Raw genomic sequence first — 25,834 nt, 5'->3', positions numbered from 1 at the left:
GCACTTGAGCCTGTCCCCTCTACGCAGGAACAGGCTGACAACCGATCAGCGACGTGGCAAGAATTCCAGTGGATCTACCGGTTTACCCTGGCGGCGAATCTCGAAATGCAGTTTCACCCGGTCAGTTCCCGTTGATCCCATCTCGGCAATACTTTGCCCTGCCTTGACCTGTTGTCCCTCCCGAACCAAGAGCCGACGGTTATGTCCGTATGCACTGACGTAGGTATCGCTGTGTTTGATGATGACCAATTCGCCGTAGCCCCTTAATCCACTTCCGGCGTATACCACTGCCCCATCAGACGCGGCCAAAACAGGCTGTCCCAAATCACCAGCGATATCAATTCCTTTATTCAAACTACCGTTTGAAGAGAACTTGCTGATCAAAACGCCGCTCGTCGGCCATGTCCAGCCGCTTGGAGAACGAGCGCCGGTCACCACGGTTGTATTGACCGGCGTCGTCGTCGAGTTGCTGGTCGGCGGTGGCGTCGTGGCGGCGACAGCCCCTACCGGCCTTGAAATGACAGTGGTTTTCAGCGACCCGGAAGAGGATGTCGAGCTGCTCGTGGTGGTCTGCGGAACGCGTGCGGAGCCAGCGGCCACCGCCGTAGACGGCGAGTTGGCGCGCCCATCGAAGCGGATCGTCTGACCGACATGAATGGTGAAGGGCTCTGGAATGCTGTTGCGTGCGGCCAGCGCCTTCCAGTCCCAGCCGTAACGAAACGCAATGGAAAAAAGCGTATCGCCACGCTTCACGACGTACTGACCTGTGGTCACAGGCTGACGCGTCGGCACCGTCGATTTGCCGTTGCGGTCGACAACGCGTACGCCGCCCGATGGCGTGCTGGAGCAGCCGACCAGAAGGATACTCAAGGCAACTCCAATCACCAGACGCTGAAAGCTTGTTGAAGAACTACGCTGCCGAATGACTGTGAGACTCACCCGCCACTCCCTTTACCGGTGACTGAAGAAGAAACTGTCCTGCGTCGTGAAAGACCAGGCAGCCATGAAAAACAGGGTGTAAGACGGCGCTGCGGGAGTTAACCGAAGCATCGTTGCAAAACGCCAGCCTGTAGACCGGCTGCGTCTTCGGGAATTCATTGCCGCCAAAAAATAGCGCTTACGCCAGCGGGCCGTTGAGCAGCGGGACAAAACGGACAGCGCCCAACACATGCCGGGAGAAGCCGTTTTCCTCGCGGATGATCAGCATCAGCTGCTGCACCTCGCCCGAACCCACCGGAATGACCAACCGCCCACCGGGTGCCAGCTGGTCCAGCAAGGCCTGAGGTACGTCGGTGGCAACCGCAGTGACAATGATGCCGTTGTAAGGCGCGAGCGCCGGCCAGCCTTCCCAGCCGTCGCCCCAACGAAACACCATGTTGCGCAGGTTCAGTTCGACGAGGCGTTCCTTTGCGCGATCCTGCAGCACCTTGATCCGCTCAACGGAGAAAACCCGCTCCACCAGTTGCGCCAGCACGGCGGTCTGGTAACCCGAGCCGGTGCCGATCTCCAGCACTTTATCCAGCGGGCCCGCCGCCAACAGCAGTTCGCTCATGCGCGCCACCATGTAAGGCTGGGAGATCGTCTGGTTGTTGCCGATCGGCAGCGCGGTGTCTTCGTACGCGCGGTGCGCGAGGGCCTCGTCGACAAACAGGTGTCGAGGGGTCTTGCGAATGACGTCCAGCACCTGGGTGTTGGCGATACCTTCTTCGCACAACCGTTGAATCAGACGCTCGCGGGTACGCTGGGAAGTCATTCCCACGCCACGTCGTAATAGATCATCTTGCTCACGCGACATCAGGCCATTCCCTCCAGCCATGCGTTCAGGCTGTTGAAACCGTCCTGATAAGTACGATCCAGCTGCAACGGGGTGATCGACACATAACCCTGCATCACGGCGTGGAAATCGGTGCCCGGCCCGCCGTCTTCGGCATCTCCTGCGGCAGCAATCCAGTAACCGGCCTTCCCACGCGGATCGACCACGCGCACAGGCGCCGCCGCACGGGTGCGATGGCCAAGACGGGTCAGCTGAATTCCGCGCACATGTGCCAGCGGCAGGTTAGGGATATTCACATTCAATACGGTACGGGGTGGAAGGTCGAGGCGTTCATGGGCTTCGACCAGAAGCCGCGCGTAATGCGCAGCGGTTGCCAGGTTATCGACCTGACGTGACAAAAATGAAAAGGCAAATGACGGGCGTTGCAGAAAACGACCTTCCAGCGCCGCAGCAACGGTGCCCGAATACAGCACATCGTCACCCAGGTTGGCGCCGAGGTTGATCCCCGAAACAACCATGTCCGGCTCATCGGGCAGCAGACCGTTGAGCCCAAGGTGGACGCAATCGGTGGGCGTGCCGTTAACGCTGATGAAGCCGTTGTCCAGGGTGTGCGGGTGCAAGGGCCGGTCCAGCGTCAGCGAACTGCTCGCGCCGCTCTTGTCTTGATCGGGCGCAATCACCACGCACTCGGCGTACCCCGCCAGCGCGCCATGCAGCGCAGCAAGCCCGGGCGCCATGACCCCGTCATCATTTGAAATCAGAATACGCATGAGCTGTCCGTCTGCCCTGCCGGGGCGAGATCGACGAGTTCGCGCACCAATGCGGTGGCGAAGCATCCGGCCGGCAGGACGAATTCCAGTTGCAGAATGTCAGGCTCGGGATAATGCCACGTCAACCGCCCGATGGGCAGTCGCAGGATGCGCCGTTCGTGTTCCATTCCCGCTTTTATCAACCAGTTACAGAGCGACGCCTCGCGCACCGCGATGCTGTTTTCAAGCGCGGCAGTGGCGCCGGCGGCCGGGGAATCACCCTCACCCCACTGCGGCCCGGTCGGGTGCAGATCGAGGATCGCCAATCGCGGGTCGCTGCACTCGGCTTCGCCTGCGGGGAAGAAACTGCGGCTGTCAGTGAACGCCAGCAGATCGCCCACTTGCGCCCGTTGCCAGCTGCCATCGGCGACCCGCGCGGCCAGGACCTGATTGAACACGTAGCTGCGCGCCGTGGAGAGCAAGCGAGAGCGCACATTGCGCTGCTCGGGCAGGGCCTGACGCTCGGCATAATTACGGGCTTCACCCAGATTCCCGCCCTCGTAGCCGAAACGCTGAGGACCGAAATAGTTGGGGATGCCGTGTTGTTTGATCAACTCAAGACGTGCGTCGAGCCCGGCCTTGTCGGCCTGCAATTGCGTGAGACGCAGCGTAAAACCATTGGCGGCGTGGGCGCCCCGTTGCAGCTTGCGTTTATGGCGTGTGCTGTCGAGGATTTTCAGGGAATCGTTTTCAGCCACCGACATGTCCGGATCAGCCTTGCCCGGCAGCTGAATGCTGAACCACTGCCGGGTCAACGCCTGACGATCCTTCAAACCGGCGTAGGCGACGGTTCGCAACGGCACGCCGGCCGCCTTGGCCAGACGCCGGGCGGCTTCCTCGGTATTCAAGCCGCGCTTTTCGACCCACAGCCACAGGTGCTCGCCATCCCCGGAAAGCGGGATGTCGAGGACTTCATCGACCTGAAAGTCTTCAGCGGTAGCCTTCAGCACGGCAGTACCCAACGCGTCGCCGTAGGCTCTCGGGCCCAGAAGTTCGAGCTCGGTCATGCGCTGATCAACAGTGCGACGGCGTGCACGGCGATGCCTTCTTCGCGGCCGGTGAAGCCCAGCTTTTCAGTGGTGGTGGCCTTGACGTTGACCTGGTCGATGTCGACTTGCAGGTCTTCGGCAATCAAGGCGCGCATGCTTTCAATGTGCGGGGCCATCTTCGGCGCCTGGGCAACGATGGTCGCGTCGACGTTGCCGACCTTCCAGCCCTTGCCCTGAACTTGCTTGAGCACGTGACGAAGCAGCACCCGGCTGTCGGCGCCCTTGAATTGCGGATCGGTGTCAGGGAAGTGCTTGCCGATGTCGCCCAGGGCGGCAGCGCCCAGGAGAGCATCGCTCAACGCGTGCAGCACTACATCGCCATCGGAATGCGCGAGCAAACCCGACGTGTGCGCAATCCGCACGCCGCCCAAGGTAATGAAATCGCCTTCAGCGAAACGGTGCACATCATAGCCGTGGCCAATACGCATAAAAAAACGCCCTGAAAAAGTCAGGGCGTGATTCTACCTACTTTGACCGACATTAGGGCCGGCCCGCGCGCAATTGCCCGAGACGCTGCAATTGAAGGCGGAGACTTCAGCCGGCCAGGGCTCGGGCGTGGTGGCGCAGGTGGTCTTCGATGAAACTGGCGATGAAGTAATAGCTGTGGTCGTACCCCGGCTGCATGCGCAATTCCAGGGGATGACCGGCCGCCTTCGCCGCCTGAACCAATGATTCCGGCTTGAGCTGATTGCCGAGGAAGTCGTCGCGATCGCCTTGATCCACCAGCAATGGCAGGCGCTCGGTGGCCTCGGCGATGAGCACGCTGGCGTCCCATTCACGCCAGCGCGAACGGTCTTCGCCCAGATAGCGCGAGAAGGCTTTCTGCCCCCACGGGCAATCCATCGGGTTGCAGATGGGCGAGAACGCCGACACCGATTTATAGCGGCCCGGGTTGCGCAACGCGCCGACCAGTGCGCCGTGGCCGCCCATGGAATGCCCGCTGATGCTGCGTTTGTCCGAGGCCGGGAAGTGCGCCTCGATCAACGCCGGCAGCTCGCTGATCACGTAATCGTACATGCGGTAGTGCCGCGCCCACGGCTGTTCGGTGGCGTTCAGATAAAAGCCGGCGCCCAGTCCGAAGTCATAGGCCTTGTCCGGGTCATCCGGCACGTCGGCGCCGCGTGGGCTGGTGTCCGGCGCCACGATGATCAGCCCCAGCTCGGCAGCAACCCGCAGTGCACCGGCCTTCTGCATGAAGTTCTCATCGGTGCAGGTCAGCCCTGACAACCAATAGACCACCGGCAGCTTGCCGCCCTGCTCTGCCTGAGGAGGCAGATACACCGCGAACACCATGTCGCAGCCAAGCACATCAGAGTGATGTTTGTAACGCTTGTGCCAGCCGCCGAAGCTTTTCTGGCACGAGATGTTTTCCAGACTCATAGGCTTCTCCGGGCGGCAAGCTGCAAGCCTCGAGCGGCAAGAGGTCATGACACGTGCCTCTTGCCGCGCACAGCTTGAAGCTTGCCGCTACTCCTCAGAAATGAATGACGGTACGGATGCTTTTGCCTTCGTGCATCAGGTCAAACGCTTCGTTGATCCGGTCCAGGCCCATGGTGTGGGTGATGAAGGTGTCCAGCGGGATCTCGCCGGCCTGCGCTTTTTCGACGTAGCTTGGCAGTTCGGTGCGGCCTTTGACGCCGCCGAAGGCCGAACCGCGCCAGACGCGACCGGTCACCAGCTGGAACGGACGGGTAGAGATTTCCTGACCCGCACCGGCGACGCCGATGATCACCGATTCGCCCCAGCCCTTGTGGCACGACTCCAGGGCCGCGCGCATCAGGTTCACGTTGCCTACGCACTCGAAGCTGTAATCCACGCCGCCGTCGGTCATTTCGACGATCACTTCCTGAATCGGCTTGTCGTGATCCTTGGGATTGACGAACTCGGTCGCCCCCAATTCACGGGCCACGTCGAATTTGGACGGGTTGATGTCGACCGCGATGATGCGCGAGGCCTTGGCCATTTTTGCGCCGATGATCGCCGCCAGGCCGATACCGCCGAGACCGAAGACCGCCACAGTGGCGCCCTCTTCGACCTTGGCCGTGTTCAGCACTGCGCCAATGCCGGTTGTCACGCCGCAACCCAGCAGGCAAACCTTCTCCAGCGGCGCTTCCTTGGGGATTTTGGCGAGGGAGATTTCCGGGACCACGGTGTATTCGGAGAACGTCGAGCAGCCCATGTAGTGGTAGATCGGCTGGCCGTTGTAGCTGAAGCGGGTGGTGCCGTCGGGCATCAGCCCTTTGCCCTGGGTGGCGCGGACTTTCTGGCAGAGGTTGGTCTTGCCGGATTTGCAGAACTTGCACTCGCGGCATTCGGCGGTGTACAGCGGGATGACGTGGTCGCCCACGGCCAGGGAGGTGACGCCTTCGCCGACAGCTTCAACGACGCCGCCGCCTTCGTGACCGAGGATGCACGGGAAAACGCCTTCGGAATCAGCACCGGACAAGGTGTAGGCATCGGTGTGACAAACGCCGGATGCCACGGTACGAATCAACACTTCGCCAGCTTTCGGGGCTTCAACGTCCACTTCGACGATCTGCAGTGGCTCATTGGGCGCGAAAGCTACGGCAGCACGTGACTTGATCATCATGATCTCCAGCTAAATAAATACGAGCCCGGAGTGTAATACAGTGCTCGCTGATGAATAATCCGCCTGAAAGCAAAACATTAATGCTGTGCAGGGACAATCGATGCAGGTCAATCGCTGGGAAGGTCTGGACGAGTTTGTCGCCGTCGCCGAGTGCGGGCAGTTCACCGCTGCCGCTGAGCGTCTGGGGGTGTCGTCATCGCACATCAGTCGGCAGATCGCGCGACTCGAAGAACGCTTGCAGACGCGGTTGCTGTATCGCAGCACCCGGAAGGTAGCGCTGACCGAAGCCGGCCAGACGTTTCTGCATCACTGCCAACGCCTGCAGGATGGACGCGAGGAAGCATTGCGCGCGGTGACCGACCTGACCAGCGAGCCGAAGGGGTTGCTGCGGATGACCTGCGCCGTGGCTTACGGCGAGCGGTTCATCGCCCCGCTGGTGACGCGTTTCATGGAGGATTACCCGCAACTGCGCGTGGATATCGAGCTGACCAACAACACGCTGGATCTGGTGCATGAAGGCCTGGACCTGGCGATCCGGCTGGGCCGCTTGCAGGAATCACGACTGGTGGCCGCCCGACTGGCGCCGCGCAAAATGTACCTGTGCGCCTCCCCCGCCTATCTCGAACGGTACGGCCGGCCCCATAGCGTGTCCGAACTGGCCCGACACAATTGCCTGATCGGCAGCTCGGACAGTTGGTTGTTGCAGCAAAACGGGCGGGAATTTTCCCAGCGGGTGCAAGGCAACTGGCGCTGCAACAGTGGGCAGGCGGTGCTGGATGCGGCGTTGCGTGGGGTCGGGCTGTGTCAGCTACCGGATTACTACGTGCTGGAGCATCTCAAGCGCGGCGCGCTGGTCTCGTTGCTGGATGCCCATCAGCCGCCGAACACCGCCGTCTGGGCGTTGTACCCGCAGCAGCGGCATCTGTCGCCCAAGGTGAGAAAGCTGGTGGATTATCTGAAGGCGGGACTGGCGTCGCGGGAGGAATACAGCGTGTAGGCGGATCAGCCGTTGAATTCCACCCGACGCTGGCGCAGCCATTCGAGGTCTTCAGGGCGGGTGACCTTGATGTTATCCGCGCGCCCTTCGATCAGACGCGGCGATTGCCCGGCCCACTCGATAGCGGAAGCTTCATCGGTGATCGCCACGTTGGACACCAGACTGTCCGCCAGCGCGCGGTGCAGCGCACCCAGACGAAACATCTGCGGCGTATAGGCCTGCCAGATCAGACTGCGGTCCACGGTTTCGGTCACACGGCCATTGGCGTCGGCGCGCTTGAGGGTGTCTTTGGCCGGCACTGCCAGCAAGCCGCCGACCGGATCATCCGCCAGCTCGCCAAGCAGATTATCGAGGTCCGAACGCGCCAGGTTCGGGCGCGCTGCGTCATGTACCAGCACCCAATCGTTGTCATCGGCGCCGTTGGCGTGCAGGTGCAGCAGTGCATTGAGCACCGAGTCCGCACGCTCTTTGCCGCCCGCGACCTGCTGAATCCGGGAATCCAGCGCGCAAGGCAACGTAGGCCAATAAGGGTCATCCACAGCCAGACTGACCACCAGGCCCTTGAGCCGGGGATGATCGAGAAAGCAAAGCAGGCTGTGTTCAAGAATCGTGAGGCCGCCCAGTTGCAGGTACTGCTTGGGACGGTCTGCCGCCATGCGCGCGCCAACGCCCGCTGCGGGAATCACTGCCCAGAAGGCAGGAAGGGATTGAGTCATTACACCAACGTCACTGTGCCAACTGATAAAGGGTTTCGCCGTCTTTGACCATGCCCAATTCATGACGGGCACGCTCTTCAACGGTTTCGAGGCCTTTTTTCAGCTCCAGCACTTCCGCGTCGAGGACCCGGTTGCGCTCCAGCAGAGCATCGTTTTCGGCGTGTTGATCGGCGATTTGCTGCGTCAGACTGGCCACCTGCGCGAGACTGCCGTTACCTACCCATAGGCGATACTGCAAGCCAGCGAGCATCAAAAGCAGAACGAGGAACAACCAGTTAGGACTGCGCATTGTGAATATCTGTTACCCGGCGAATAAAGACAGCAAAACCGACCATTTCAAATGCCCATAAGCCCGGTGGTCACCGGGCTCATGGATCAGGACGACAAGAGCGGTCACCTTTCGGTGACTTCTCCTACAACGCCTGCTGCCTTTTTACCATCTTTGCAATCAGCCGCGAAACTCGCCGCGACCACGGTACACCGCTTTGGCGCCCAGTTGCTCTTCGATACGCAGCAGCTGGTTGTACTTGGCGATACGGTCGGAACGGCTCAACGAACCGGTCTTGATCTGGCCGGCGGCGGTGCCCACGGCCAGGTCGGCAATGGTGGAGTCTTCAGTTTCGCCGGAACGGTGCGAGATCACGGCGGTATAACCCGCGGCCTTGGCCATCTGGATGGCTTCCAGCGTTTCGGTGAGCGTGCCGATCTGGTTGAACTTGATCAGGATCGAGTTACCGATCTTCTTGTCGATGCCTTCTTTCAGGATCTTGGTGTTGGTCACGAACAGGTCGTCACCCACCAGCTGGATCTTGTCGCCGATCTTGTCGGTGAGGACTTTCCAGCCATCCCAGTCCGACTCGTCCAGACCGTCTTCGATAGAAATGATCGGGTGCTTGCTGACCAGATCAGCCAGGTAGTCGGCGAAACCGGCGGAGTCGTACTCGCCTTCTTCGCTCAGAACGTACTTGCCGTTCTTGTAGAACTCGCTTGCCGCGCAGTCCAGCGCCAGGGTCACGTCGGTGCCCAGCTTGTAGCCCGCGTTGGCAACGGCTTCAGCGATGGCATCCAGCGCGTCGCCGTTGGAGTTCAGGTTCGGCGCGAACCCACCTTCGTCACCCACGGCAGTGTTCAGACCGCGCGCTTTCAACACCGCTTTGAGGTGGTGGAAAATCTCGGTGCCCCAGCGCAGGCCCTCGGAGAAGGTCTTGGCGCCCACAGGCTGAATCATGAATTCCTGGATGTCGATGTTGTTATCAGCGTGCTCGCCACCGTTGATGATGTTCATCATCGGCACCGGCATCGAATAAACACCCGGTGTGCCGTTCAGGTTGGCGATGTGCGCGTACAACGGCAGGTCCTGATCCTGAGCAGCTGCTTTGGCTGCAGCCAGCGACACAGCGAGGATCGCGTTGGCGCCCAGGCTAGCTTTGTTCTCGGTGCCGTCCAGCTGAATCATCGCGTGATCCAGGGCTTTCTGGTCAACCGGGTCTTTGCCCAGCAACAGGTCGCGGATCGGGCCATTGATGTTGGCCACAGCTTTCAGAACGCCCTTGCCCATGTAACGGCTCTTGTCGCCATCACGCAGCTCCAGCGCTTCACGCGAGCCGGTGGAAGCACCGGACGGCGCACAGGCGCTGCCGATGATGCCGTTGTCGAGGAGCACGTCTGCTTCCACGGTGGGATTGCCACGGGAGTCGAGAACTTCACGACCTTTGATGTCGACGATTTTTGCCATTGTTGTTAACACTCCAAGATTGACGAAAACGACGCAGCTGGGAAAACGATTCGGCGTCTCAGGGCTCTAGGACAACGGGCAGGGCCTGAAACGACAATTTTCCCGACCCTTTGGTCGGGAAAACAACGAACGGCACTCTACCGGAGGGCTCGGCGCCGGAGAAGCGGGTTTTACGCCGTTTCGATCGTCGGGAAGCTTTTAACGAGTTCGTCGAGCGCCTTGAGCTGGGCCAGGAACGGCTCCAGCTTGTCCAGGCGCAGGGCGCAGGGACCGTCGCACTTGGCGTTGTCCGGATCCGGGTGAGCTTCCAGAAACAGACCGGCCAGGCCCTGGCTCATGCCGGCCTTGGCCAGATCCGTCACCTGGGCACGACGGCCACCGGCGGAATCGGAGCGACCACCTGGCATCTGCAGGGCGTGGGTCACGTCGAAGAACACCGGGTATTCGAACGATTTCATGATGCCGAAACCGAGCATGTCGACAACCAGGTTGTTGTAGCCGAAGCTCGAACCGCGCTCGCAGAGGATCAACTGATCGTTACCCGCTTCGACGCACTTGGCCAGGATGTGTTTCATCTCGTGGGGCGCGAGGAACTGGGCTTTCTTGATGTTGATCACTGCGCCGGTCTTGGCCATGGCCACGACCAGGTCGGTCTGGCGGGACAGGAAAGCCGGCAACTGAATGATGTCGCAGACTTCCGCCACCGCAGCGGCCTGCTCAGGCTCGTGCACGTCGGTGATGATCGGCACGCCAAAGGCTTGCTTGATGTCCTGGAAAATCCGCATGCCTTCTTCAAGACCCGGGCCGCGGTAGGAAGTCACCGAGGAGCGGTTGGCCTTGTCGAAGCTGGCCTTGAACACGTACGGAATGCCGAGCTTCTCGGTCACTCGCACGTATTCTTCGCAGACCTGCATCGCCATGTCTCGCGACTCCAGGACGTTCATGCCGCCGAACAGGACCATGGGTTTGTCGTTGGCGATGTCGATGGAGCCGACGCGGATGATTTTCTGTGCCATGTGATGGATTCCCTATCAACCGTTCTTCTGGTGTTGAGCAAGCGCTGCTTTCACGAAACCACTGAACAACGGGTGGCCATCGCGGGGCGTAGAGGTGAACTCGGGGTGGAACTGGCAAGCCACAAACCATGGATGGTCAGGAGACTCCACCACTTCAACCAGCGCGCCGTCACCCGAACGACCGGAGATTTTCAGGCCGGCTTCGACCAGTTGCGGCAGCAGCTTGTTGTTCACTTCATAACGGTGGCGATGGCGCTCGACGATGACGTCGTTCGCGTAGCAATCGTGCACCAGAGAGCCCGGCTCAAGCAGGCATTCCTGGGCACCCAGACGCATGGTGCCGCCCAGGTCCGAAGTTTCGGTCCGGGTTTCGACAGCACCGGTGGCGTCTTCCCACTCGGTGATCAGACCGACGACAGGGTGCTGGCTGGCACGATCGAACTCGGTGGAGTTGGCGTCTGTCCAGCCCAGCACGTTACGGGCGAACTCGATGACCGCCACCTGCATGCCCAGGCAGATGCCCAGGTATGGAACCTTGTTTTCGCGAGCGAACTGCACGGCCGTGATCTTGCCCTCGACACCGCGCAGACCGAAGCCGCCCGGAACGAGAATCGCGTCAACGCCCTCAAGCAAACCAGTGCCCTGATTCTCGATGTCTTCGGAATCGATGTAGCGCAGATTGACCTTGGTACGGTTGCTGATGCCGGCGTGACTCATGGCTTCGATCAGCGACTTGTAGGCATCCAGCAGCTCCATGTACTTGCCGACCATCGCGATGGTGACTTCGTGTTCCGGATTGAGCTTGGCGTCGACGACCTTTTCCCACTCGGACAGATCGGCGCTGCCGCACTGCAGGCCGAAGCGCTCGACGACGAAATCGTCGAGGCCCTGGGAATGCAGGATGCCCGGGATCTTGTAAATGGTGTCGGCGTCTTCGAGGGCGATGACCGCGCGCTCTTCAACGTTGGTGAACTGCGCGATCTTGCGGCGCGACGAGATGTCGATCGGGTGGTCGGAACGGCAGACCAGTACGTCTGGCTGCAGGCCGATCGAACGGAGTTCTTTCACCGAATGCTGAGTCGGCTTGGTCTTGGTCTCGCCCGCGGTGGCGATATACGGAACCAGCGTCAGGTGCATGAGCATGGCGCGCTTGGCGCCCACTTCGAAACGCAGCTGACGGATCGCCTCGAGGAACGGTTGCGACTCGATGTCGCCCACGGTGCCGCCGATTTCGACCATGGCGACGTCGGCATCGCCGGCGCCCTTGATGATGCGACGCTTGATTTCGTCGGTGATGTGCGGGATCACCTGAATGGTCGCGCCCAGATAATCACCACGGCGCTCTTTGCGCAGGACGTGTTCATACACACGGCCAGTGGTGAAGTTGTTGTTCTGGGTCATGGTGGTGCGAATGAAACGCTCGTAGTGACCCAGGTCCAGGTCAGTTTCGGCGCCGTCGTGGGTGACGAACACCTCACCGTGCTGAAACGGACTCATGGTGCCGGGATCGACGTTGATGTAGGGGTCCAGCTTGAGCATGGTGACCTTAAGTCCCCTCGCCTCCAGGATGGCCGCCAATGAAGCCGAGGCGATGCCTTTCCCCAATGAAGAAACAACACCGCCCGTGACGAAGATGTAGCGCGTCATGAAAAACCCTAGAAGTCTGCGTTAAAGCGGTCAGAGCCGCCGGGGAAAGCGAAGGAAGGCCGAAGCCCCCGATAACCTGCGTTTTTCACTGTGCATTTCGAATCTGTCGCGCCCAAATCAACGACCGGCCTTGAAAAGGTCTGTCCGTGGATCGCCACATTTTTGAGAATCGCCCAGTAAAGACTGGCTGGTAATCGGCAACTTGCGTCGTTCCGGAAGGATCGACATAAGCTGTATCAAGAAGGGAGCGTAGTCTACCGGAAAGGCCCTTTCAGCTCAAACTTTGGTCATTCGTCGGTGGCAACCAGTGCAATCGCCAGTCGCCACGGGGGCTGGCGTCCAGTCCCGGAAGGTTTGCCACGGCCAATAACTGCTCGCCGCGGTACAACAGCGGCAATCGGCCGCGCAGAAACACCGGCACGCCCTTCTCGTTGAGCAGCCTTTTCAGGTCGCGTCGGCCTCTGTCCGGCACATCGAAAGTTTCGCCGCCCTGGCGGTAGTGCACATGCAAGCCACCCGCAGGCGCAGCGCCGAGGATCTGCAGCATGCCGTTGCCCGGCAGCGCGAGAGGTTGCGACGCCATGGACCAGTGCTGCGAGCCGGCGACGTTTTTCAGCCAGATCCCCGACAGCCACCAGATACGCCCTTCGGCTCGGTGCATCTGACCATCGGCCAGTCGCCAGATGGGGCGACCGTCCGGCCCGGCGTCGCGCAACGAGTCCCAGCCCACCCAGTGATCGGTGTCCGGCAATCGAGTGAGCGGCGCCAGCCAGTGGCGCAGTGCGTTGCGTTGCCGGGCGGGTGACAGCGCTTCGAGCGGCGCCAGTTCAAGGGAGGGCATGTCGAGCCACGGCCAGGGGCATGGCGTGTCAGCGAGTGCGAGGTCCTGCATCGCCAGCTCGTCCAGCAACTGCTGGGCTTCGGCCAGATGCGCGGCGCTGCGGGCCATGCTCGCGATCGCTTGCGGCCAGCGCGTTGTCACCAGCGGCAGTACATGACTGCGCAGGTAGTTGCGCGAAAAGCGGCTGTCTTTGTTGCTCGGGTCCTCGATCCAGCTCAACCCCTGTTCCCGGGCATAAGCCTCGAGGGTGGCGCGGGATTCATCCAGCAGCGGCCGAAATAACTGTCCTGCGCCCAAAGGACGCTGCGCCGGCATCGCGGCCAGCCCGCGCACCCCGGCGCCACGCAATAGACGGAACAGCAGTGTCTCGGCCTGATCGTCACGGTGCTGGGCGGTAAGCAGCACTTCGCCGGGCCCGAGGGTTGAGTTGAACGCGGCGTAACGAGCGTCACGCGCGGCTTGTTCGAGGCTGGCACCGGGGCGCACCTGGACGTCGATGACCTCCATCGGCACCCCCAGAATCTGACACATCTGCCGGCAATGCACCGGCCACGAAGCAGCCACCGCCTGAAGGCCATGGTTGACGTGAACAGCGGTCAGCGGAGGAAGCGCGTGAACCCTGGCAAGTTCCGCCAGCAGGTGAAGCAGGACAGTGGAATCGAGCCCACCGGAGAATGCGACGCGCCAGGCGACGGCAGCGCGCCAGGGTTCGAGGCGCGACAGCAGACGTCTGGAGAGTGCGAGTGTGATGCTGTCCGGTTTGCTCATGCTGGTTAACCCTGCTTAAAGCTCGCCGGACCGGTGAGCGTCACCGGGTTCGGTGACACTCCTGTTGCAGAACGGTCCGGTTAAAGGCCATAGCTCATCAGGCGGTCGTAACGACGGGCCAGCAGCGCGTCATTATCGAACTTCTGAAGCATGCTCAGCTGGCTGCTCAGTTCTTCGCGGATCAAGGCAGCGGCAGCGGCCGGATCACGGTGCGCGCCACCCAGAGGCTCGCTGATCACCTTGTCAACGATGCCCAAGCCCTTCAGACGCTCGGCAGTGATGCCCATTGCTTCGGCCGCATCCGGCGCCTTTTCGGCGGTTTTCCACAGGATGGAAGCACAGCCTTCCGGCGAAATCACCGCGTAGGTCGAGTACTGCAGCATGTTCAGTTGATCGCACACGCCAATGGCCAGTGCGCCGCCCGAACCGCCTTCGCCAATCACGGTGGCAATGATCGGGGTCTTCAGGCGCGCCATGACGCGCAGGTTCCAGGCGATCGCTTCGCTCTGGTTACGCTCTTCGGCGTCGATGCCCGGATAGGCGCCCGGCGTGTCGATGAAGGTCAGGATCGGCATTTTGAAGCGCTCGGCCATTTCCATCAGGCGGCAGGCCTTGCGGTAGCCTTCAGGACGCGGCATGCCGAAGTTGCGGCGAACCTTCTCGCGCACTTCGCGGCCTTTCTGATGACCGATCACCATCACCGGCTGCTCGTTCAAGCGGGCAATACCGCCGACGATGGCAGCGTCATCGGAGAAGTGGCGATCGCCATGCAGCTCGTCGAACTCGGTGAAGATGTGTTGAATGTAGTCCAGCGTATACGGACGACGCGGATGACGCGCCATGCGCGCGATCTGCCAACTGGTCAGGTTGCCGAAAATGCTTTCGGTGAGCGTATTGCTCTTCTCTTGCAGTCGAGAGATTTCGTCGCCGATGTTCAGCGAGTTGTCATTGCCCACCAGACGCAGCTCTTCAATCTTGGCTTGCAGGTCAGCAATCGGCTGTTCGAAATCCAGAAAATTCGGGTTCATAGGCATCCGTCTTGGGTCGACGGCCAAGAGGCCGGCCGGTTGATCCGATAAGCGCCATACCTTAATGGAGCGGGCGCCTTTCGGTCGAGTTTAAAGTGTCGAGGTCATCAATATTGAGCTGATCGGTGTCAGCGATACTGCAGGAAGACGTTCTCTCGTCCGAACTGGTCACGCAGCGCCTGAATCAGGCTGTCTGCGGGATCGATCCGCCACGCTTCGCCGAACTGCAGCAATGCCTTGGCTTCCTGCCCGGTGTAGTCGAGGGTGATTGGGCACGCGCCGCGGTGCTTCTTGCACAGCTCGCCCAGCCAGCGCAGCCGGTCGCCCTTGAGCGCTTCGGCCCGCACGTTCAGGCGCAGACTTTCCGCCAGCCCGGTGCGCGCTTCTTCCAGGCTCATCACCCGTTTGGCGCGCAACCGCAGGCCCCCGGAGAAGTCGTCGGTGCTGACTTCCCCTTCCACCACCACCATCGCATCGGTTTGCAGCAGCGACTGAGCCGCCTGGAACGAATCGGCAAACAGCGACGCTTCGATACGTCCGGAACGGTCGTCCAGGGTGATGAAGCCCATCTTGTCGCCCTTTTTGTTCTTCATCACCCGCAGCGCAATGATCAGCCCGGCGATGGTCTGGGTCTCCCGCGAGGGCTTCAGATCGACGATGCGCTGACGCGCGAAGCGGCGGATCTCACCTTCGTATTCGTCGATCGGGTGCCCGGTCAGGTACAGGCCCAGGGTTTCTTTTTCGCCACGCAGCCGTTCCTTGAGAGTGACGTCTTTGGCGCTGCGGTGGTTCGCGTAAACGTCGGCGTCGGCTTCAACGAACAGGCCGCCGAAGAGATCGGCATGGCCGCTGTCGTGACTGCGGGCGGTCTGCTCGGCGGCCTGAATGGCTTCTTCGAGTGCGGCCAGCAGGACACCGCGGTTACGGTCGATATTGGCTTGATACTGTTTTGGCTCGTCATAGAAGAACGGGCCGAGACGGTCCAAGGCACCGCTGCGAATCAGGCCATCGAGGGTGCGCTTGTTGACGCGCTTGAGGTCGATGCGGGCGCAGAAATCGAACAGGTCGGCGAACGGGCCTTCCTGACGCGCTTCGGTGATCGCTTCCACCGGGCCTTCGCCGACGCCTTTGATCGCGCCGAGGCCATAGACGATGCGGCCGTCGTCGTTCACGGTGAACTTGAACTCGGAGTTGTTCACGTCCGGCGCATCCAGGCGCAGCTTCATGATCCGCACTTCTTCGATCAAGGTCACGACCTTGTCGGTGTTGTGCATGTCCGCTGAAAGCACCGCCGCCATGAACGGCGCCGGGTAGTGACGCTTGAGCCAGGCGGTCTGGTACGACACCAGCCCGTAGGCCGCCGAGTGCGACTTGTTGAAACCGTAACCGGCGAATTTCTCTACCAGGTCGAAAATGTTACCGGCCAGGTCAGGGTCGATGTTGTTGGTCTTGCAACCTTCGATGAAACCGCCGCGCTGCTTGGCCATTTCCTCGGGCTTCTTCTTGCCCATTGCACGACGCAACATGTCAGCGCCGCCAAGGGTGTAACCGGCCATGACCTGAGCAATCTGCATCACCTGTTCCTGATACAGGATGATGCCGTAGGTCGGCGCAAGCACCGGCTTGAGGCCTTCGTACTGGTAATCGACGTGGGGATACGACAGCTCCGCACGACCGTGTTTACGGTTGATGAAGTCGTCAACCATGCCCGATTGCAAAGGACCGGGACGGAACAGCGCCACCAGTGCGATCAAGTCTTCCAGGCAGTCGGGCTTGAGCTTTTTGATCAGCTCTTTCATGCCGCGGGATTCAAGCTGGAAGACGGCCGTGGTTTCGGCGCGCTGCAGCAGCTCGTAGGTCGGCATGTCATCCAGCGGGATGAACGCGATGTCGAGGGGTTCTTCGTCGACCTTGGCGCGGTCGCGGTTAATCGTCTTCAGTGCCCAGTCGATGATGGTCAGGGTGCGCAGACCGAGGAAGTCGAACTTCACCAGACCAGCGGCCTCGACGTCATCCTTGTCGAACTGGGTGACCAGGCCACCGCCCTCTTCATCGCAGTAGATCGCCGAGAAGTCAGTCAGCTTGGTAGGCGCGATGACCACACCACCGGCGTGCTTGCCGACGTTACGCACAACGCCTTCGAGCTTGCGCGCCATTTCCCAGATCTCAGCCGCTTCCTCGTCGACCTTGAGGAAGTCGCGCAGGATCTCTTCCTGCTCGTAGGCTTTTTCCAGTGTCATGCCGACTTCGAAGGGAATCATCTTCGACAGACGATCCGCCAATCCGTAGGACTTGCCCTGCACCCGCGCGACGTCCCGGACCACCGCTTTCGCGGCCATGGAGCCGAAGGTGATGATCTGGCTGACCGCGTTGCGGCCGTATTTCTCGGCCACGTACTCGATGACCCGGTCGCGACCATCCATACAGAAGTCGACGTCGAAGTCGGGCATGGAGACCCGCTCGGGGTTGAGGAAACGTTCGAACAGCAGGTCGTATTCCAGCGGGTCGAGGTCGGTGATCTTCTGCACGTAGGCCACCAGCGAACCGGCACCCGACCCCCGGCCCGGACCCACCGGCACGCCGTTGTTCTTGGCCCACTGGATGAAGTCCATAACGATCAGGAAGTAACCGGGGAATCCCATCTGGATGATGATATCCAGCTCGAAATTCAGGCGGTCGACGTACACCTGCCGCTTGGCCTCGTAGTCCGGCGTGGTTTCTTTCGGCCAGAGCACGGCAAGGCGCTCCTCCAGCCCCTCGAAGGACACCTTGCGGAAATACTCGTCGATGGTCATGCCATCGGGAATCGGGAAGTTGGGCAGAAAGTGCGTGCCCAGCTTGACGTCGATGTTGCAGCGCTTGGCGATCTCGACGGTGTTGGCGAGGGCGTCAGGCAGATCGCTGAACAGCTCGGCCATCTCCTCCGCGCTCTTCAGGTACTGCTGATCGCTGTAGTTGTGCGAGCGACGCGGATCGTCCAGCGCCCGGCCTTCGCCGATGCACACGCGGGTTTCGTGGGCTTCGAAATCTTCCTGCTTGATGAAACGCACGTCGTTGCTGGCCACCAGCGGCACGCCATGGCGTTCGGCCAGGGCGACGGCGGCGTGCAGATGTTCTTCATCATTGATGCGGTTGGTGCGCTGGACTTCGATGTAGAAGCGGTCCGGAAAAACCGTCAGCCACTCTTTCAGCAACTCGTCGGCTTCGGCCGGATTGCCACCGAGCAGGGCCATGCCGATCTCGCCTTCCTTCGCCGCAGACAGGGCAATCAGCCCTTCGCTGGCCTCGGCCACCCACTCGCGCTCGATAACGACCAGGCCGTTGCGCTGGCCATGCATGAAGCCACGTGAAATCAGTTCGGTGAGGTTCAGGTAGCCTTTGGGGTTCATCACCAGCAGGCTCAGACGGCTGAGCGGTGCATCCCGATCACGCCCCGCCAGCCAGATGTCGGCGCCGCAGATCGGCTTGATCCCCGCACCCATGGCGGCTTTATAGAACTTCACCAACGAACACATGTTGTGTTGGTCGGTCACCGCCACGGCCGGCATGTTCATGGCCGTGAGCGCCTTCACCAAGGGTTTTACACGGACCAGACCATCAACGAGGGAGTATTCGGTGTGCAGGCGTAGATGAACGAAAGAAGCCGGCATGGTTGATCCTATGGTGCAGAAAAAACGAAGGCCGGATTGTACCGGCCATTCAGAAAAACATCAGCCCGCGATCAACTGAGTGGCAGCGACATGAAGCCGGTGGCGACCATCATGTCCCGCGCCGCCCAGGCCTGACGGACCGGGCCGAAGGAGCGCCGGTGAATGGGCGTCGGGCCCAAACGCGCAAGGGCCTCAAGGTGCACGGCCGTGGGATAACCCTTGTGGCCGCCAATGCCGTAGCCCGGATAGAGCAGCTCCATGCGCGCCATTTCCCGGTCGCGACTGACCTTGGCCAGAATCGACGCGGCGGCAATGGCCGGCACATGGGCGTCACCCTGAATGACAGGCGCGCTGGGCACCGACAGCTGCGGGCAGCGGTTGCCGTCGATCAGCGCCAGTTTCGGCGTGATGATCAAGCCTTCTACCGCGCGCTTCATCGCCAGCATGGTGGCGTGAAGAATATTCAGCTCGTCGATCTCTTCGACTTCAGCCCGCGCGATGTGCCAGCACAGCGCCTTCTCGCAGATCTCGTCGAACAGTCGTTCGCGCTTGGCTTCCGTAAGCTTCTTCGAATCGTTCAGGCCCAGAATCGGGCGCTTGGGGTCAAGAATGACCGCCGCAGTGACCACGGCGCCACACAGTGGGCCGCGACCGACTTCGTCGACACCGGCGACCAGATCCTCGACAAGATTGAAGTCCAGACCCATTTGCATTGATTGCCTGCTCATTGTGAAGGCGTTACGCCAATCAGGTTCAGCACCGCTTCGGCGGCCTGATTGGAAGCATCGCGACGCAAGGTTCGGTGAATCGCGTCGAAGCCGGCCGTCTGTGCGTCGCCGTTTTCCAGCAACGGCAACAGCGTCTGCGCCAGGGCCTCGGCGGTCGCCGCGTCCTGCAGAAGCTCCGGAACCAGCAAGCGCTGGGCCAGCAAATTCGGCAGCGACACGTACGGGCTTTTCACCATCCGCTTGAGTATCCAGTAGGTCAGTGGTGCCAGACGATAGGCAACCACCATCGGTCGTTTGTACAGCAGCGCTTCGAGGGTCGCGGTCCCGGAAGCGATCAGCACGGCATTGCAGGCTGCCAACGCCACGTGGGACCGGCCGTCGAGCAAAGTCAGTGGAAGATCGCGCTCTTGCAGCAGTTGCTCGATCTGCTCACGGCGTTGAGGGCTGGCACAGGGCAGCACGAAACGGATGTCGGGACGCGCGGCGAGAAGGCGTTCGGCCGCGTCGAAAAACAGCGCACCGAGACGCCCGACTTCACCACCGCGACTGCCCGGCATCAACGCGACCACCGGGCCTTCGCCCAGGCCAAGTTCGGCGCGCGCCGCCAGTTGATCCGCCTGCAGTGGAATGGTGTCGGCCAACGGGTGCCCGACGAAACGCACTGGCACGCCTTGCTCTTCATAGAAACGGGCTTCGAACGGCAGCAACGTCAGCATCAGGTCGCAGCCTTCGCGGATCTTCAGAACACGCTTCTGCCGCCACGCCCATACGGACGGGCTGACGTAATGAACGGTCTTGATCCCGGCCTGACGCAGTTTGAGCTCGATATTGAGGGTGAAATCCGGGGCATCGATGCCGATGAACACGTCGGGCTTCTCGTCAATGAGGGTCTGAATCAGCAACTTGCGACGGGCGAGCAGCTCTTTGAGCCGGCCGAGCACTTCCACCAGCCCCATGACTGACAGGCGCTCCATCGGAAAATACGACGTCATGCCCTGGGCTTCCATGAGCGGACCGCCGACACCAATAAATTCGGCGTCCGGATGCCGCGCCTTGATTGCACGCATCAAACCGGAGCCGAGAATGTCGCCGGAGGCCTCTCCGGCCACCAGCGCAATACGCAAGCGGGCCATGGTCAGCGGGTGATGCCGCGGGTCGAGGACTGGATGGACTTGAGGAAAAGCTCCACTTCAGGGAACTGCGCAGCAGGTTCGCTTAGCTCGACGATCGCCTGCTCCACGGTCAGGCCCTGACGGTAGACGGTCTTGTAGGCGCGGCGCAGCGCGTGAATCGACTCTTCGGAGAAGCCGCGACGACGCATGCCTTCGAAGTTCATGCTGCGGGCTTCGGCCGGGTTGCCGAACACGGTGACGAACGCCGGAACATCCTTGCCGATCGCAGTGCCCATGCCGGAAAAGCTGTGCGCGCCGATGTGGCAGTACTGATGCACCAGGGTGAACCCGGACAGAATCGCCCAGTCATCCACGTGCACATGGCCAGCCAACGCGGTGTTGTTGACCAGAATGCAGTGATTGCCGATGACGCTGTCATGCCCGATGTGCGCGTAGGCCATGATCAGGTTGTGGTCGCCGAGCGTGGTTTCGGCGCGGTCTTGAATGGTGCCACGGTGAATCGTCACGCCTTCGCGGATGACGTTGTGGTCACCGATCACCAGACGCGTCGCTTCACCTTTGTATTTCAGATCAGGCGTGTCCTCACCTACCGAGGAAAACTGGTAGATGTGGTTGTGTTTGCCGATCCTGGTCGGGCCGCGCAGGATCACATGCGGACCGATCACTGTACCCTCGCCGATTTCCACACCAGGTCCGACGATCGACCACGGGCCGACCTCCACATTGTCGGCCAGTACGGCCGTCGGATCGATGATTGCGCGAGAGTCAATCAAACTCATAGTTTGCGTTCCGCGCAGATGATTTCAGCCGAGCACACCGGCTTGCCATCAACCGACGCCTGACATTCGAACTTCCAGATCTGACGCTTGCAGCTGAGGAATTTTGCTTCAAGGATCAGCTGGTCGCCCGGCAGTACTGGCTGGCGGAAGCGCAGCTTGTCGGAGCCGACGAAGTAATAAAGGGTGCCATCGGCAGGCTTCACATCGAGCATCTTGAAGCCCAGGATGCCGGCCGCTTGAGCCATGGCCTCAATGATCAGCACGCCCGGCATGATCGGGTGCTGAGGAAAGTGGCCATTGAAGAAAGGCTCATTGATGCTGACATTCTTGTAGGCACGAATGCTTTTGGTCTCGACATCCAGCTCCACCACACGGTCCACAAGCAGGAACGGGTAACGGTGCGGCAGATATTCACGGATTTCGTTGATGTCCATCATTTCGAAGGGAAGCCTGTAGTAAAGATTGGGAGGGCGCGACTAACGCGCGTCACTCCTCTAGCAAATCAAGGAGGCAGTTTATCGGCTGTGCACGCTTGATAAGAAAAAAGTATCAGCCATCAGATGAAGCTTTACCGCCTGAGGTCACTGCCTCGACAATCTTTTCCAGGTGCTGCAGGCGCCGCGCCATGTCGTCGAGATGACGCATGCGTGCCGCGCTCTTGCGCCACTCTGCCGCCGGCTGCATCGCCGTTCCCGAAGAATAGGAGCCGGGCTCGGTGATCGACCGCGTGACCATGGTCATGCCGGTGACGAAAACCCCGTCGCAGATCTCGATATGGCCCACCAGCCCGACACCGCCGGCAAGCATGCAATGCTTGCCGATCTTCGCGCTGCCCGAAATGCCGACGCACGCGGCCATGGCCGTGTGATCGCCGATCTGGACGTTGTGAGCGATCTGAATCTGGTTATCCAGCTTCACGCCATTGCCGATGCGGGTGTCATCCATGGCGCCGCGGTCAATGGCGGTGTTTACGCCAATCTCGACATCATCACCGATGGTCACACCGCCAATCTGCGCGATCTTCTGCCAGACGCCTTTCTCATTGGCGAAACCAAAACCTTCACCGCCCAACACTGCGCCGGACTGGATAACCACGCGCTGCCCGATACGGACGTCGTGATACAGCGTGACGCGCGGGGCAAGCCAGCCGCCCTCGCCAATTACGCTGCGCGCACCGATGAAGCAATGAGCGCCGATGGTCACGCCGGCCGCAATCCGTGCGCCGCTTTCGATGACCGCATAGGCGCCAACGCTGGCCGCCGGGTCGACGAAAGCATCCGCCGCCACCACGGCTGTTGGATGAACACCAACAGCAGCCTTCGGCTTCGGATCGAACAGATGGGAAATACGGGCGTAGGCCAAATACGGATCAGGCACCAGCAACGCGTCGGCGGCATACCCTTCCGCATCTGTCGGCTTGAGCAGCACGGCAGCGGCCTGGGTGGTCGCGAGGAATTTTCGGTACTGAGGATTGGCCAGAAAACTGACCTGATCAGGACCGGCTTCCTGCAAGGTTGCCAGTCCTGTGATTTGCTTGTCCGCCGGGCCACGCAGGGTGGCGCCGAGGAACTCGGCCAATTGGCCGAGTGTGATGGTCGCAGTCATTAACTTACTTCAGCTGATTCATGCGCTCGATAACCTGGCGAGTGACGTCATATTGTGGCTTGACGTCAATCACGGCACCGCGCTCGAACACCAGGTCAAAACCACCTTTCTTGATGACTTCTTCTACCGCCTGGTCCAGCTTCGGCTTGAGTTGCTTGAGCATGTCGCGGTCAGCAACAGCCTTGGCTTCGTTCAGCTCCTTGGACTGGAACTGGAAGTCACGGGCCTTTTGCTTGAAGTCCAGCTCCAGACGCTCGCGCTCAGGCTGGGCCATCTTGTCACCACCGGCGACCAGACGATCCTGGATACCTTTGGCGCTGCTCTCAAGAGCCTTCAGTTTGGTCAGCTGAGGACCGAATTTTTTCTCTGCATCTACTGCATACCGTTTGGCTGCGTCGGATTCAAGCAAGGCCATCTGGTAGTTCAGTACTGCGATTTTCATGTCAGCAAATGCCGGGCCTGCGATCAGAACCGTTGCCAGCAATGCCAATTGGGTCAACTTACGCACGATGTAACTCCTACAGAATCCGTTGTCGTTAGCAGTGATCAGACCCTTAGAAGGTCTGACCGAGGGAGAATTGGAAGACCTGGGTTTCGGTGCTGTCGTCCGGTTTCTTGACCGGCATCGCCAGGGCGAAACTCAACGGACCCAAGGCAGTGACCCATGTCACGCCGACACCGACGGAACTGGCCAGGCCCGACAGCTCTGGACCATTACACTCGACCTTCTGACCATCGGTCGTGGTCTTCTGCGAACCGCAGTTGGTGTTGAAAACGTTACCCACGTCCCAGAACAGCGAGGTACGCAGCGAACGCTGGTCCTTGATGAACGGCAGCGGGAACAGGATCTCGGCACCGCCGGTGATCAGGACGTTACCACCGAACGGCAGCGGATCCTGGTCCGGGTCAGCAAGGGTGCCACTGCCTGCACGGCCGCTACTTGGTGTACTGCGCGGACCGAGCGTGCTGTCCTTGAAGCCACGTACCGAGTTGAAGCCACCGGCGTAGTAGTTCTCGTAGAACGGCAGACCAGACGTCGAGCCATAACCGTCGCCATAACCCAGTTCCGAGTGCAGACGCAGGGTGTAGTTGCTGGTGATCGGGTGGAACAACTGGCCGCGATAATCAAGTTTATAGAACGACAGGTCGCTGCCCGGAATAGTCGTTTCCAGGGTCAGGCTCTGGGAGCTGCCACGGGTCGGCAACGTGCCTTTGTTCAACGTCGACTCGGACCAGCCCACCGACGCTTTGAAGTTGGTGAAGCTGTCGCCTTCCTGCTCGATGAAGTCGAAAATTTCGTCAACGGTGTACTTACCGGTGCTCAGCTCATCCTTCTGTACCGACAGGCCGAAGTTCAGGCGAGAGGTTTCGCTGATCGGGTAGCCCATGTTGATACCGGCACCCAGGCTGTCGACCGAGTAGCTCGCGACGTCGACGTCGAGGTCGTCGTAGTCGGTCTTGCGGTAGAACGCGCTGTAGCCAAGGCTCACACCGTCAGGCGTGAAGTACGGGTCGACGTAGCTGAAGTTGTAACGGGTCTGGTATTCGCTTTTGGTCAGGCCGATGCTGACCTTGTTACCGGTACCCAGGAAGTTGTTCTGGCTGATGGAACCACCGAGGATCAGACCGGCGCTCTGCGCAAAGCCGACGCTGGCGGTGATCGAACCGGACGCCTGCTCTTCTACTGCGTAGTTCACATCAACCTGATCGTCGGTGCCAGGCACCGCCGGGGTTTCAACGTTCACTTCCTTGAAGAAGCCTAGACGGTCAAGACGGGTCTTGGACTGGTCGATCAGGTAAGTGGATGCCCAGCCGCCTTCCATCTGGCGCATTTCGCGACGCAGCACTTCGTCCGCTGTCTTGGTGTTGCCACGGAAGTTGATGCGGTTGACGTATGCACGCTTGCCCGGATCGACAACAAAGGTAATGTCGACGGTGTGGTCTTCGTCATTCGGCGTTGGCACACCGTTGACGTTGGCAAAGGTGTAACCCTCGTTACCCAGACGGCGGGTGATCAGCTCGGAGGTCGTGGTCATCACCTTGCGGGAGAACACCTGGCCCGGCTTGACCAGCAACAGCGACTTGACCTGATCTTCGGGCACCTTGAGGTCACCGCTCAGCTTGACCGACTTCACGCTGTACTTCTCGCCCTCATGAATGTTGACGGTGATGTACACGCTTTTCTTGTCGGGCGTGATGGATACCTGGGTCGAGGCGATATCCATGTTGATATAGCCACGGTCGAGGTAATACGAACGCAGACGTTCCAGGTCGCCGGAGAGTTTCTCACGGGCGTATTTGTCGTCGTTCTTGAAGAAGGAAAGCCAGTTGGTGGTTTTCAGTTCGAACAGATCGACCAGATCGTCTTCAGGGAAAACCGAGTTACCCACCACGTTGATGTGCTGAATGGCGGCGACTGCGCCTTCGTTGATGTTGATCTTCAGACCCACACGGTTGCGCGGCTGCGGCACGACTTCGGTGGCGACTTCTGCAGAATAGCGGCCCTGAGCCACGTACTGACGTTGCAGCTCGTTGCGGACGCCTTCCAGCGTGGCGCGCTGGAAAATCTCGCCTTCGGCCAGACCCGACTGCTTCAGACCCTTCATCAGGTCCTCAGTGGTGATCGCTTTGTTGCCTTCGATCTCGATACTCGAAACCGACGGACGCTCGACAACTGTGATGACCAGGACGTTACCGTCGCGGCCCAGCTGGATGTCCTGGAAAAATCCGGTTTTGAACAGCGCACGAGTTGCGTCGACAAGACGCCCATCATCGGCCTGTTCACCCACGTTCAACGGCAGCGCGCCAAACACGCTGCCGGCGGAAACCCGCTGCAGACCGTTGACACGAATATCGGAGATAGTGAAGGACTCGGCGTGAACTTCGGCGATCATCAGTACGGCAAGAACCGCAGTTAGCAGCAGACGTTTCATGAAGTCCTTTCTTATTCCAACTGGCAATAAACAAAC

Annotated in this window: 23 protein-coding genes; 1 reads left to right on the top strand and 22 read right to left on the bottom strand. The window is 60.5% G+C overall.

Annotated features, from left to right (window positions below):
* Nucleotides 1-45 precede the first annotated feature (45 nt).
* The 7 genes from FX982_RS12920 to FX982_RS12890 all read right to left on the bottom strand — a co-directional run bounded on the left by FX982_RS12920 (nucleotide 46) and on the right by FX982_RS12890 (nucleotide 6,219).
* The gene (locus FX982_RS12920; RefSeq protein ID WP_172610993.1) at nucleotides 46-939 is read right to left on the bottom strand and encodes a peptidoglycan DD-metalloendopeptidase family protein; all 894 of its coding nucleotides are present in this window, start codon (nucleotides 937-939) and stop codon (nucleotides 46-48) included.
* 178 nt (nucleotides 940-1,117) lie between these two features.
* Nucleotides 1,118-1,753 (bottom strand): protein-L-isoaspartate(D-aspartate) O-methyltransferase, encoded by a 636-nt coding sequence (locus tag FX982_RS12915; protein WP_172610991.1) that lies wholly within the window; start codon nucleotides 1,751-1,753, stop codon nucleotides 1,118-1,120.
* 41 nt (nucleotides 1,754-1,794) lie between these two features.
* Complete coding sequence (gene surE, locus FX982_RS12910; RefSeq protein ID WP_172610990.1) at nucleotides 1,795-2,544, bottom strand: 5'/3'-nucleotidase SurE; 750 nt, start codon at nucleotides 2,542-2,544, stop codon at nucleotides 1,795-1,797.
* On the bottom strand, nucleotides 2,532-3,590 hold the full coding sequence (gene truD / locus FX982_RS12905; protein ID WP_172610988.1) for a tRNA pseudouridine(13) synthase TruD: 1,059 nt from the start codon (nucleotides 3,588-3,590) through the stop codon (nucleotides 2,532-2,534). Before truD ends, surE begins: the two co-directional genes overlap by 13 nt.
* Nucleotides 3,587-4,060, bottom strand: coding sequence for a 2-C-methyl-D-erythritol 2,4-cyclodiphosphate synthase (gene ispF / locus FX982_RS12900; protein ID WP_122622973.1), 474 nt, complete (start codon nucleotides 4,058-4,060; stop codon nucleotides 3,587-3,589). Before ispF ends, truD begins: the two co-directional genes overlap by 4 nt.
* Nucleotides 4,061-4,166: 106 nt before the next feature.
* On the bottom strand, nucleotides 4,167-5,012 hold the full coding sequence (fghA, locus tag FX982_RS12895; RefSeq protein ID WP_172610986.1) for an S-formylglutathione hydrolase: 846 nt from the start codon (nucleotides 5,010-5,012) through the stop codon (nucleotides 4,167-4,169).
* A gap of 94 nt (nucleotides 5,013-5,106) precedes the next feature.
* On the bottom strand, nucleotides 5,107-6,219 hold the full coding sequence (locus tag FX982_RS12890; RefSeq protein WP_122622971.1) for an S-(hydroxymethyl)glutathione dehydrogenase/class III alcohol dehydrogenase: 1,113 nt from the start codon (nucleotides 6,217-6,219) through the stop codon (nucleotides 5,107-5,109).
* A 103-nt stretch (nucleotides 6,220-6,322) separates the two neighbouring features.
* On the opposite strand from FX982_RS12890, the gene FX982_RS12885 reads away from it, so the two are divergent.
* The gene (locus FX982_RS12885; protein WP_172610984.1) at nucleotides 6,323-7,219 is read left to right on the top strand and encodes a LysR substrate-binding domain-containing protein; all 897 of its coding nucleotides are present in this window, start codon (nucleotides 6,323-6,325) and stop codon (nucleotides 7,217-7,219) included.
* A 5-nt stretch (nucleotides 7,220-7,224) separates the two neighbouring features.
* Here the strand turns inward: FX982_RS12885 and ispD are convergent, their stop codons facing one another.
* The 15 genes from ispD to bamA all read right to left on the bottom strand — a co-directional run bounded on the left by ispD (nucleotide 7,225) and on the right by bamA (nucleotide 25,798).
* Nucleotides 7,225-7,935 carry a 2-C-methyl-D-erythritol 4-phosphate cytidylyltransferase gene (gene ispD / locus FX982_RS12880; protein WP_172610982.1) on the bottom strand — a complete coding sequence of 237 codons (711 nt, stop codon included), beginning with the start codon at nucleotides 7,933-7,935 and terminating at the stop codon, nucleotides 7,225-7,227.
* A 10-nt stretch (nucleotides 7,936-7,945) separates the two neighbouring features.
* Nucleotides 7,946-8,224, bottom strand: a complete 279-nt coding sequence (ftsB, locus tag FX982_RS12875) for a cell division protein FtsB (protein ID WP_037014212.1) — start codon at nucleotides 8,222-8,224, stop codon at nucleotides 7,946-7,948.
* Between the two features lie 159 nt (nucleotides 8,225-8,383).
* Nucleotides 8,384-9,670 carry a phosphopyruvate hydratase gene (eno, locus tag FX982_RS12870; RefSeq protein ID WP_122537377.1) on the bottom strand — a complete coding sequence of 429 codons (1,287 nt, stop codon included), beginning with the start codon at nucleotides 9,668-9,670 and terminating at the stop codon, nucleotides 8,384-8,386.
* A gap of 170 nt (nucleotides 9,671-9,840) precedes the next feature.
* Entirely contained in the window at nucleotides 9,841-10,686 is an 846-nt protein-coding gene (gene kdsA / locus FX982_RS12865) for a 3-deoxy-8-phosphooctulonate synthase (protein ID WP_122622970.1), read from the bottom strand.
* 15 nt (nucleotides 10,687-10,701) lie between these two features.
* Nucleotides 10,702-12,333 (bottom strand): CTP synthase, encoded by a 1,632-nt coding sequence (locus FX982_RS12860; protein ID WP_122537375.1) that lies wholly within the window; start codon nucleotides 12,331-12,333, stop codon nucleotides 10,702-10,704.
* 271 nt (nucleotides 12,334-12,604) lie between these two features.
* On the bottom strand, nucleotides 12,605-13,942 hold the full coding sequence (gene tilS / locus FX982_RS12855; RefSeq protein WP_172610980.1) for a tRNA lysidine(34) synthetase TilS: 1,338 nt from the start codon (nucleotides 13,940-13,942) through the stop codon (nucleotides 12,605-12,607).
* A gap of 80 nt (nucleotides 13,943-14,022) precedes the next feature.
* The gene (locus FX982_RS12850; RefSeq protein WP_172610979.1) at nucleotides 14,023-14,970 is read right to left on the bottom strand and encodes an acetyl-CoA carboxylase carboxyltransferase subunit alpha; all 948 of its coding nucleotides are present in this window, start codon (nucleotides 14,968-14,970) and stop codon (nucleotides 14,023-14,025) included.
* 128 nt (nucleotides 14,971-15,098) lie between these two features.
* A complete protein-coding gene (gene dnaE / locus FX982_RS12845; protein ID WP_172610977.1) occupies nucleotides 15,099-18,620 on the bottom strand; it encodes a DNA polymerase III subunit alpha in 3,522 nt (1,173 codons plus the stop codon).
* A gap of 71 nt (nucleotides 18,621-18,691) precedes the next feature.
* Nucleotides 18,692-19,333 carry a ribonuclease HII gene (rnhB, locus tag FX982_RS12840; RefSeq protein ID WP_172610975.1) on the bottom strand — a complete coding sequence of 214 codons (642 nt, stop codon included), beginning with the start codon at nucleotides 19,331-19,333 and terminating at the stop codon, nucleotides 18,692-18,694.
* Nucleotides 19,334-19,344: 11 nt separating this feature from the next.
* Nucleotides 19,345-20,481: a lipid-A-disaccharide synthase gene (lpxB, locus tag FX982_RS12835; protein WP_172610973.1), complete on the bottom strand. Its 1,137-nt coding sequence runs from the start codon at nucleotides 20,479-20,481 to the stop codon at nucleotides 19,345-19,347.
* 2 nt (nucleotides 20,482-20,483) lie between these two features.
* The gene (lpxA, locus tag FX982_RS12830) at nucleotides 20,484-21,260 is read right to left on the bottom strand and encodes an acyl-ACP--UDP-N-acetylglucosamine O-acyltransferase (RefSeq protein ID WP_122537369.1); all 777 of its coding nucleotides are present in this window, start codon (nucleotides 21,258-21,260) and stop codon (nucleotides 20,484-20,486) included.
* Nucleotides 21,257-21,697: a 3-hydroxyacyl-ACP dehydratase FabZ gene (gene fabZ, locus FX982_RS12825; RefSeq protein WP_037014232.1), complete on the bottom strand. Its 441-nt coding sequence runs from the start codon at nucleotides 21,695-21,697 to the stop codon at nucleotides 21,257-21,259. The genes lpxA and fabZ overlap by 4 nt, the downstream gene beginning before the upstream one ends.
* A 112-nt stretch (nucleotides 21,698-21,809) precedes the next feature.
* The gene (gene lpxD / locus FX982_RS12820; protein WP_172610971.1) at nucleotides 21,810-22,865 is read right to left on the bottom strand and encodes a UDP-3-O-(3-hydroxymyristoyl)glucosamine N-acyltransferase; all 1,056 of its coding nucleotides are present in this window, start codon (nucleotides 22,863-22,865) and stop codon (nucleotides 21,810-21,812) included.
* Nucleotides 22,866-22,869: 4 nt separating this feature from the next.
* The gene (locus FX982_RS12815) at nucleotides 22,870-23,373 is read right to left on the bottom strand and encodes an OmpH family outer membrane protein (RefSeq protein WP_037014235.1); all 504 of its coding nucleotides are present in this window, start codon (nucleotides 23,371-23,373) and stop codon (nucleotides 22,870-22,872) included.
* Nucleotides 23,374-23,419: 46 nt separating this feature from the next.
* Nucleotides 23,420-25,798, bottom strand: coding sequence for an outer membrane protein assembly factor BamA (bamA, locus tag FX982_RS12810; protein ID WP_172610970.1), 2,379 nt, complete (start codon nucleotides 25,796-25,798; stop codon nucleotides 23,420-23,422).
* Between the last annotated feature and the right edge of the window lie 36 nt (nucleotides 25,799-25,834).

The sequence above is a fragment of the Pseudomonas graminis genome, from assembly GCF_013201545.1.
Taxonomy (GTDB): Bacteria; Pseudomonadota; Gammaproteobacteria; order Pseudomonadales; family Pseudomonadaceae; genus Aquipseudomonas.
Note: the sequence above shows the minus strand (reverse complement) of the source record. Positions and strands in the feature narration are given on the sequence as shown.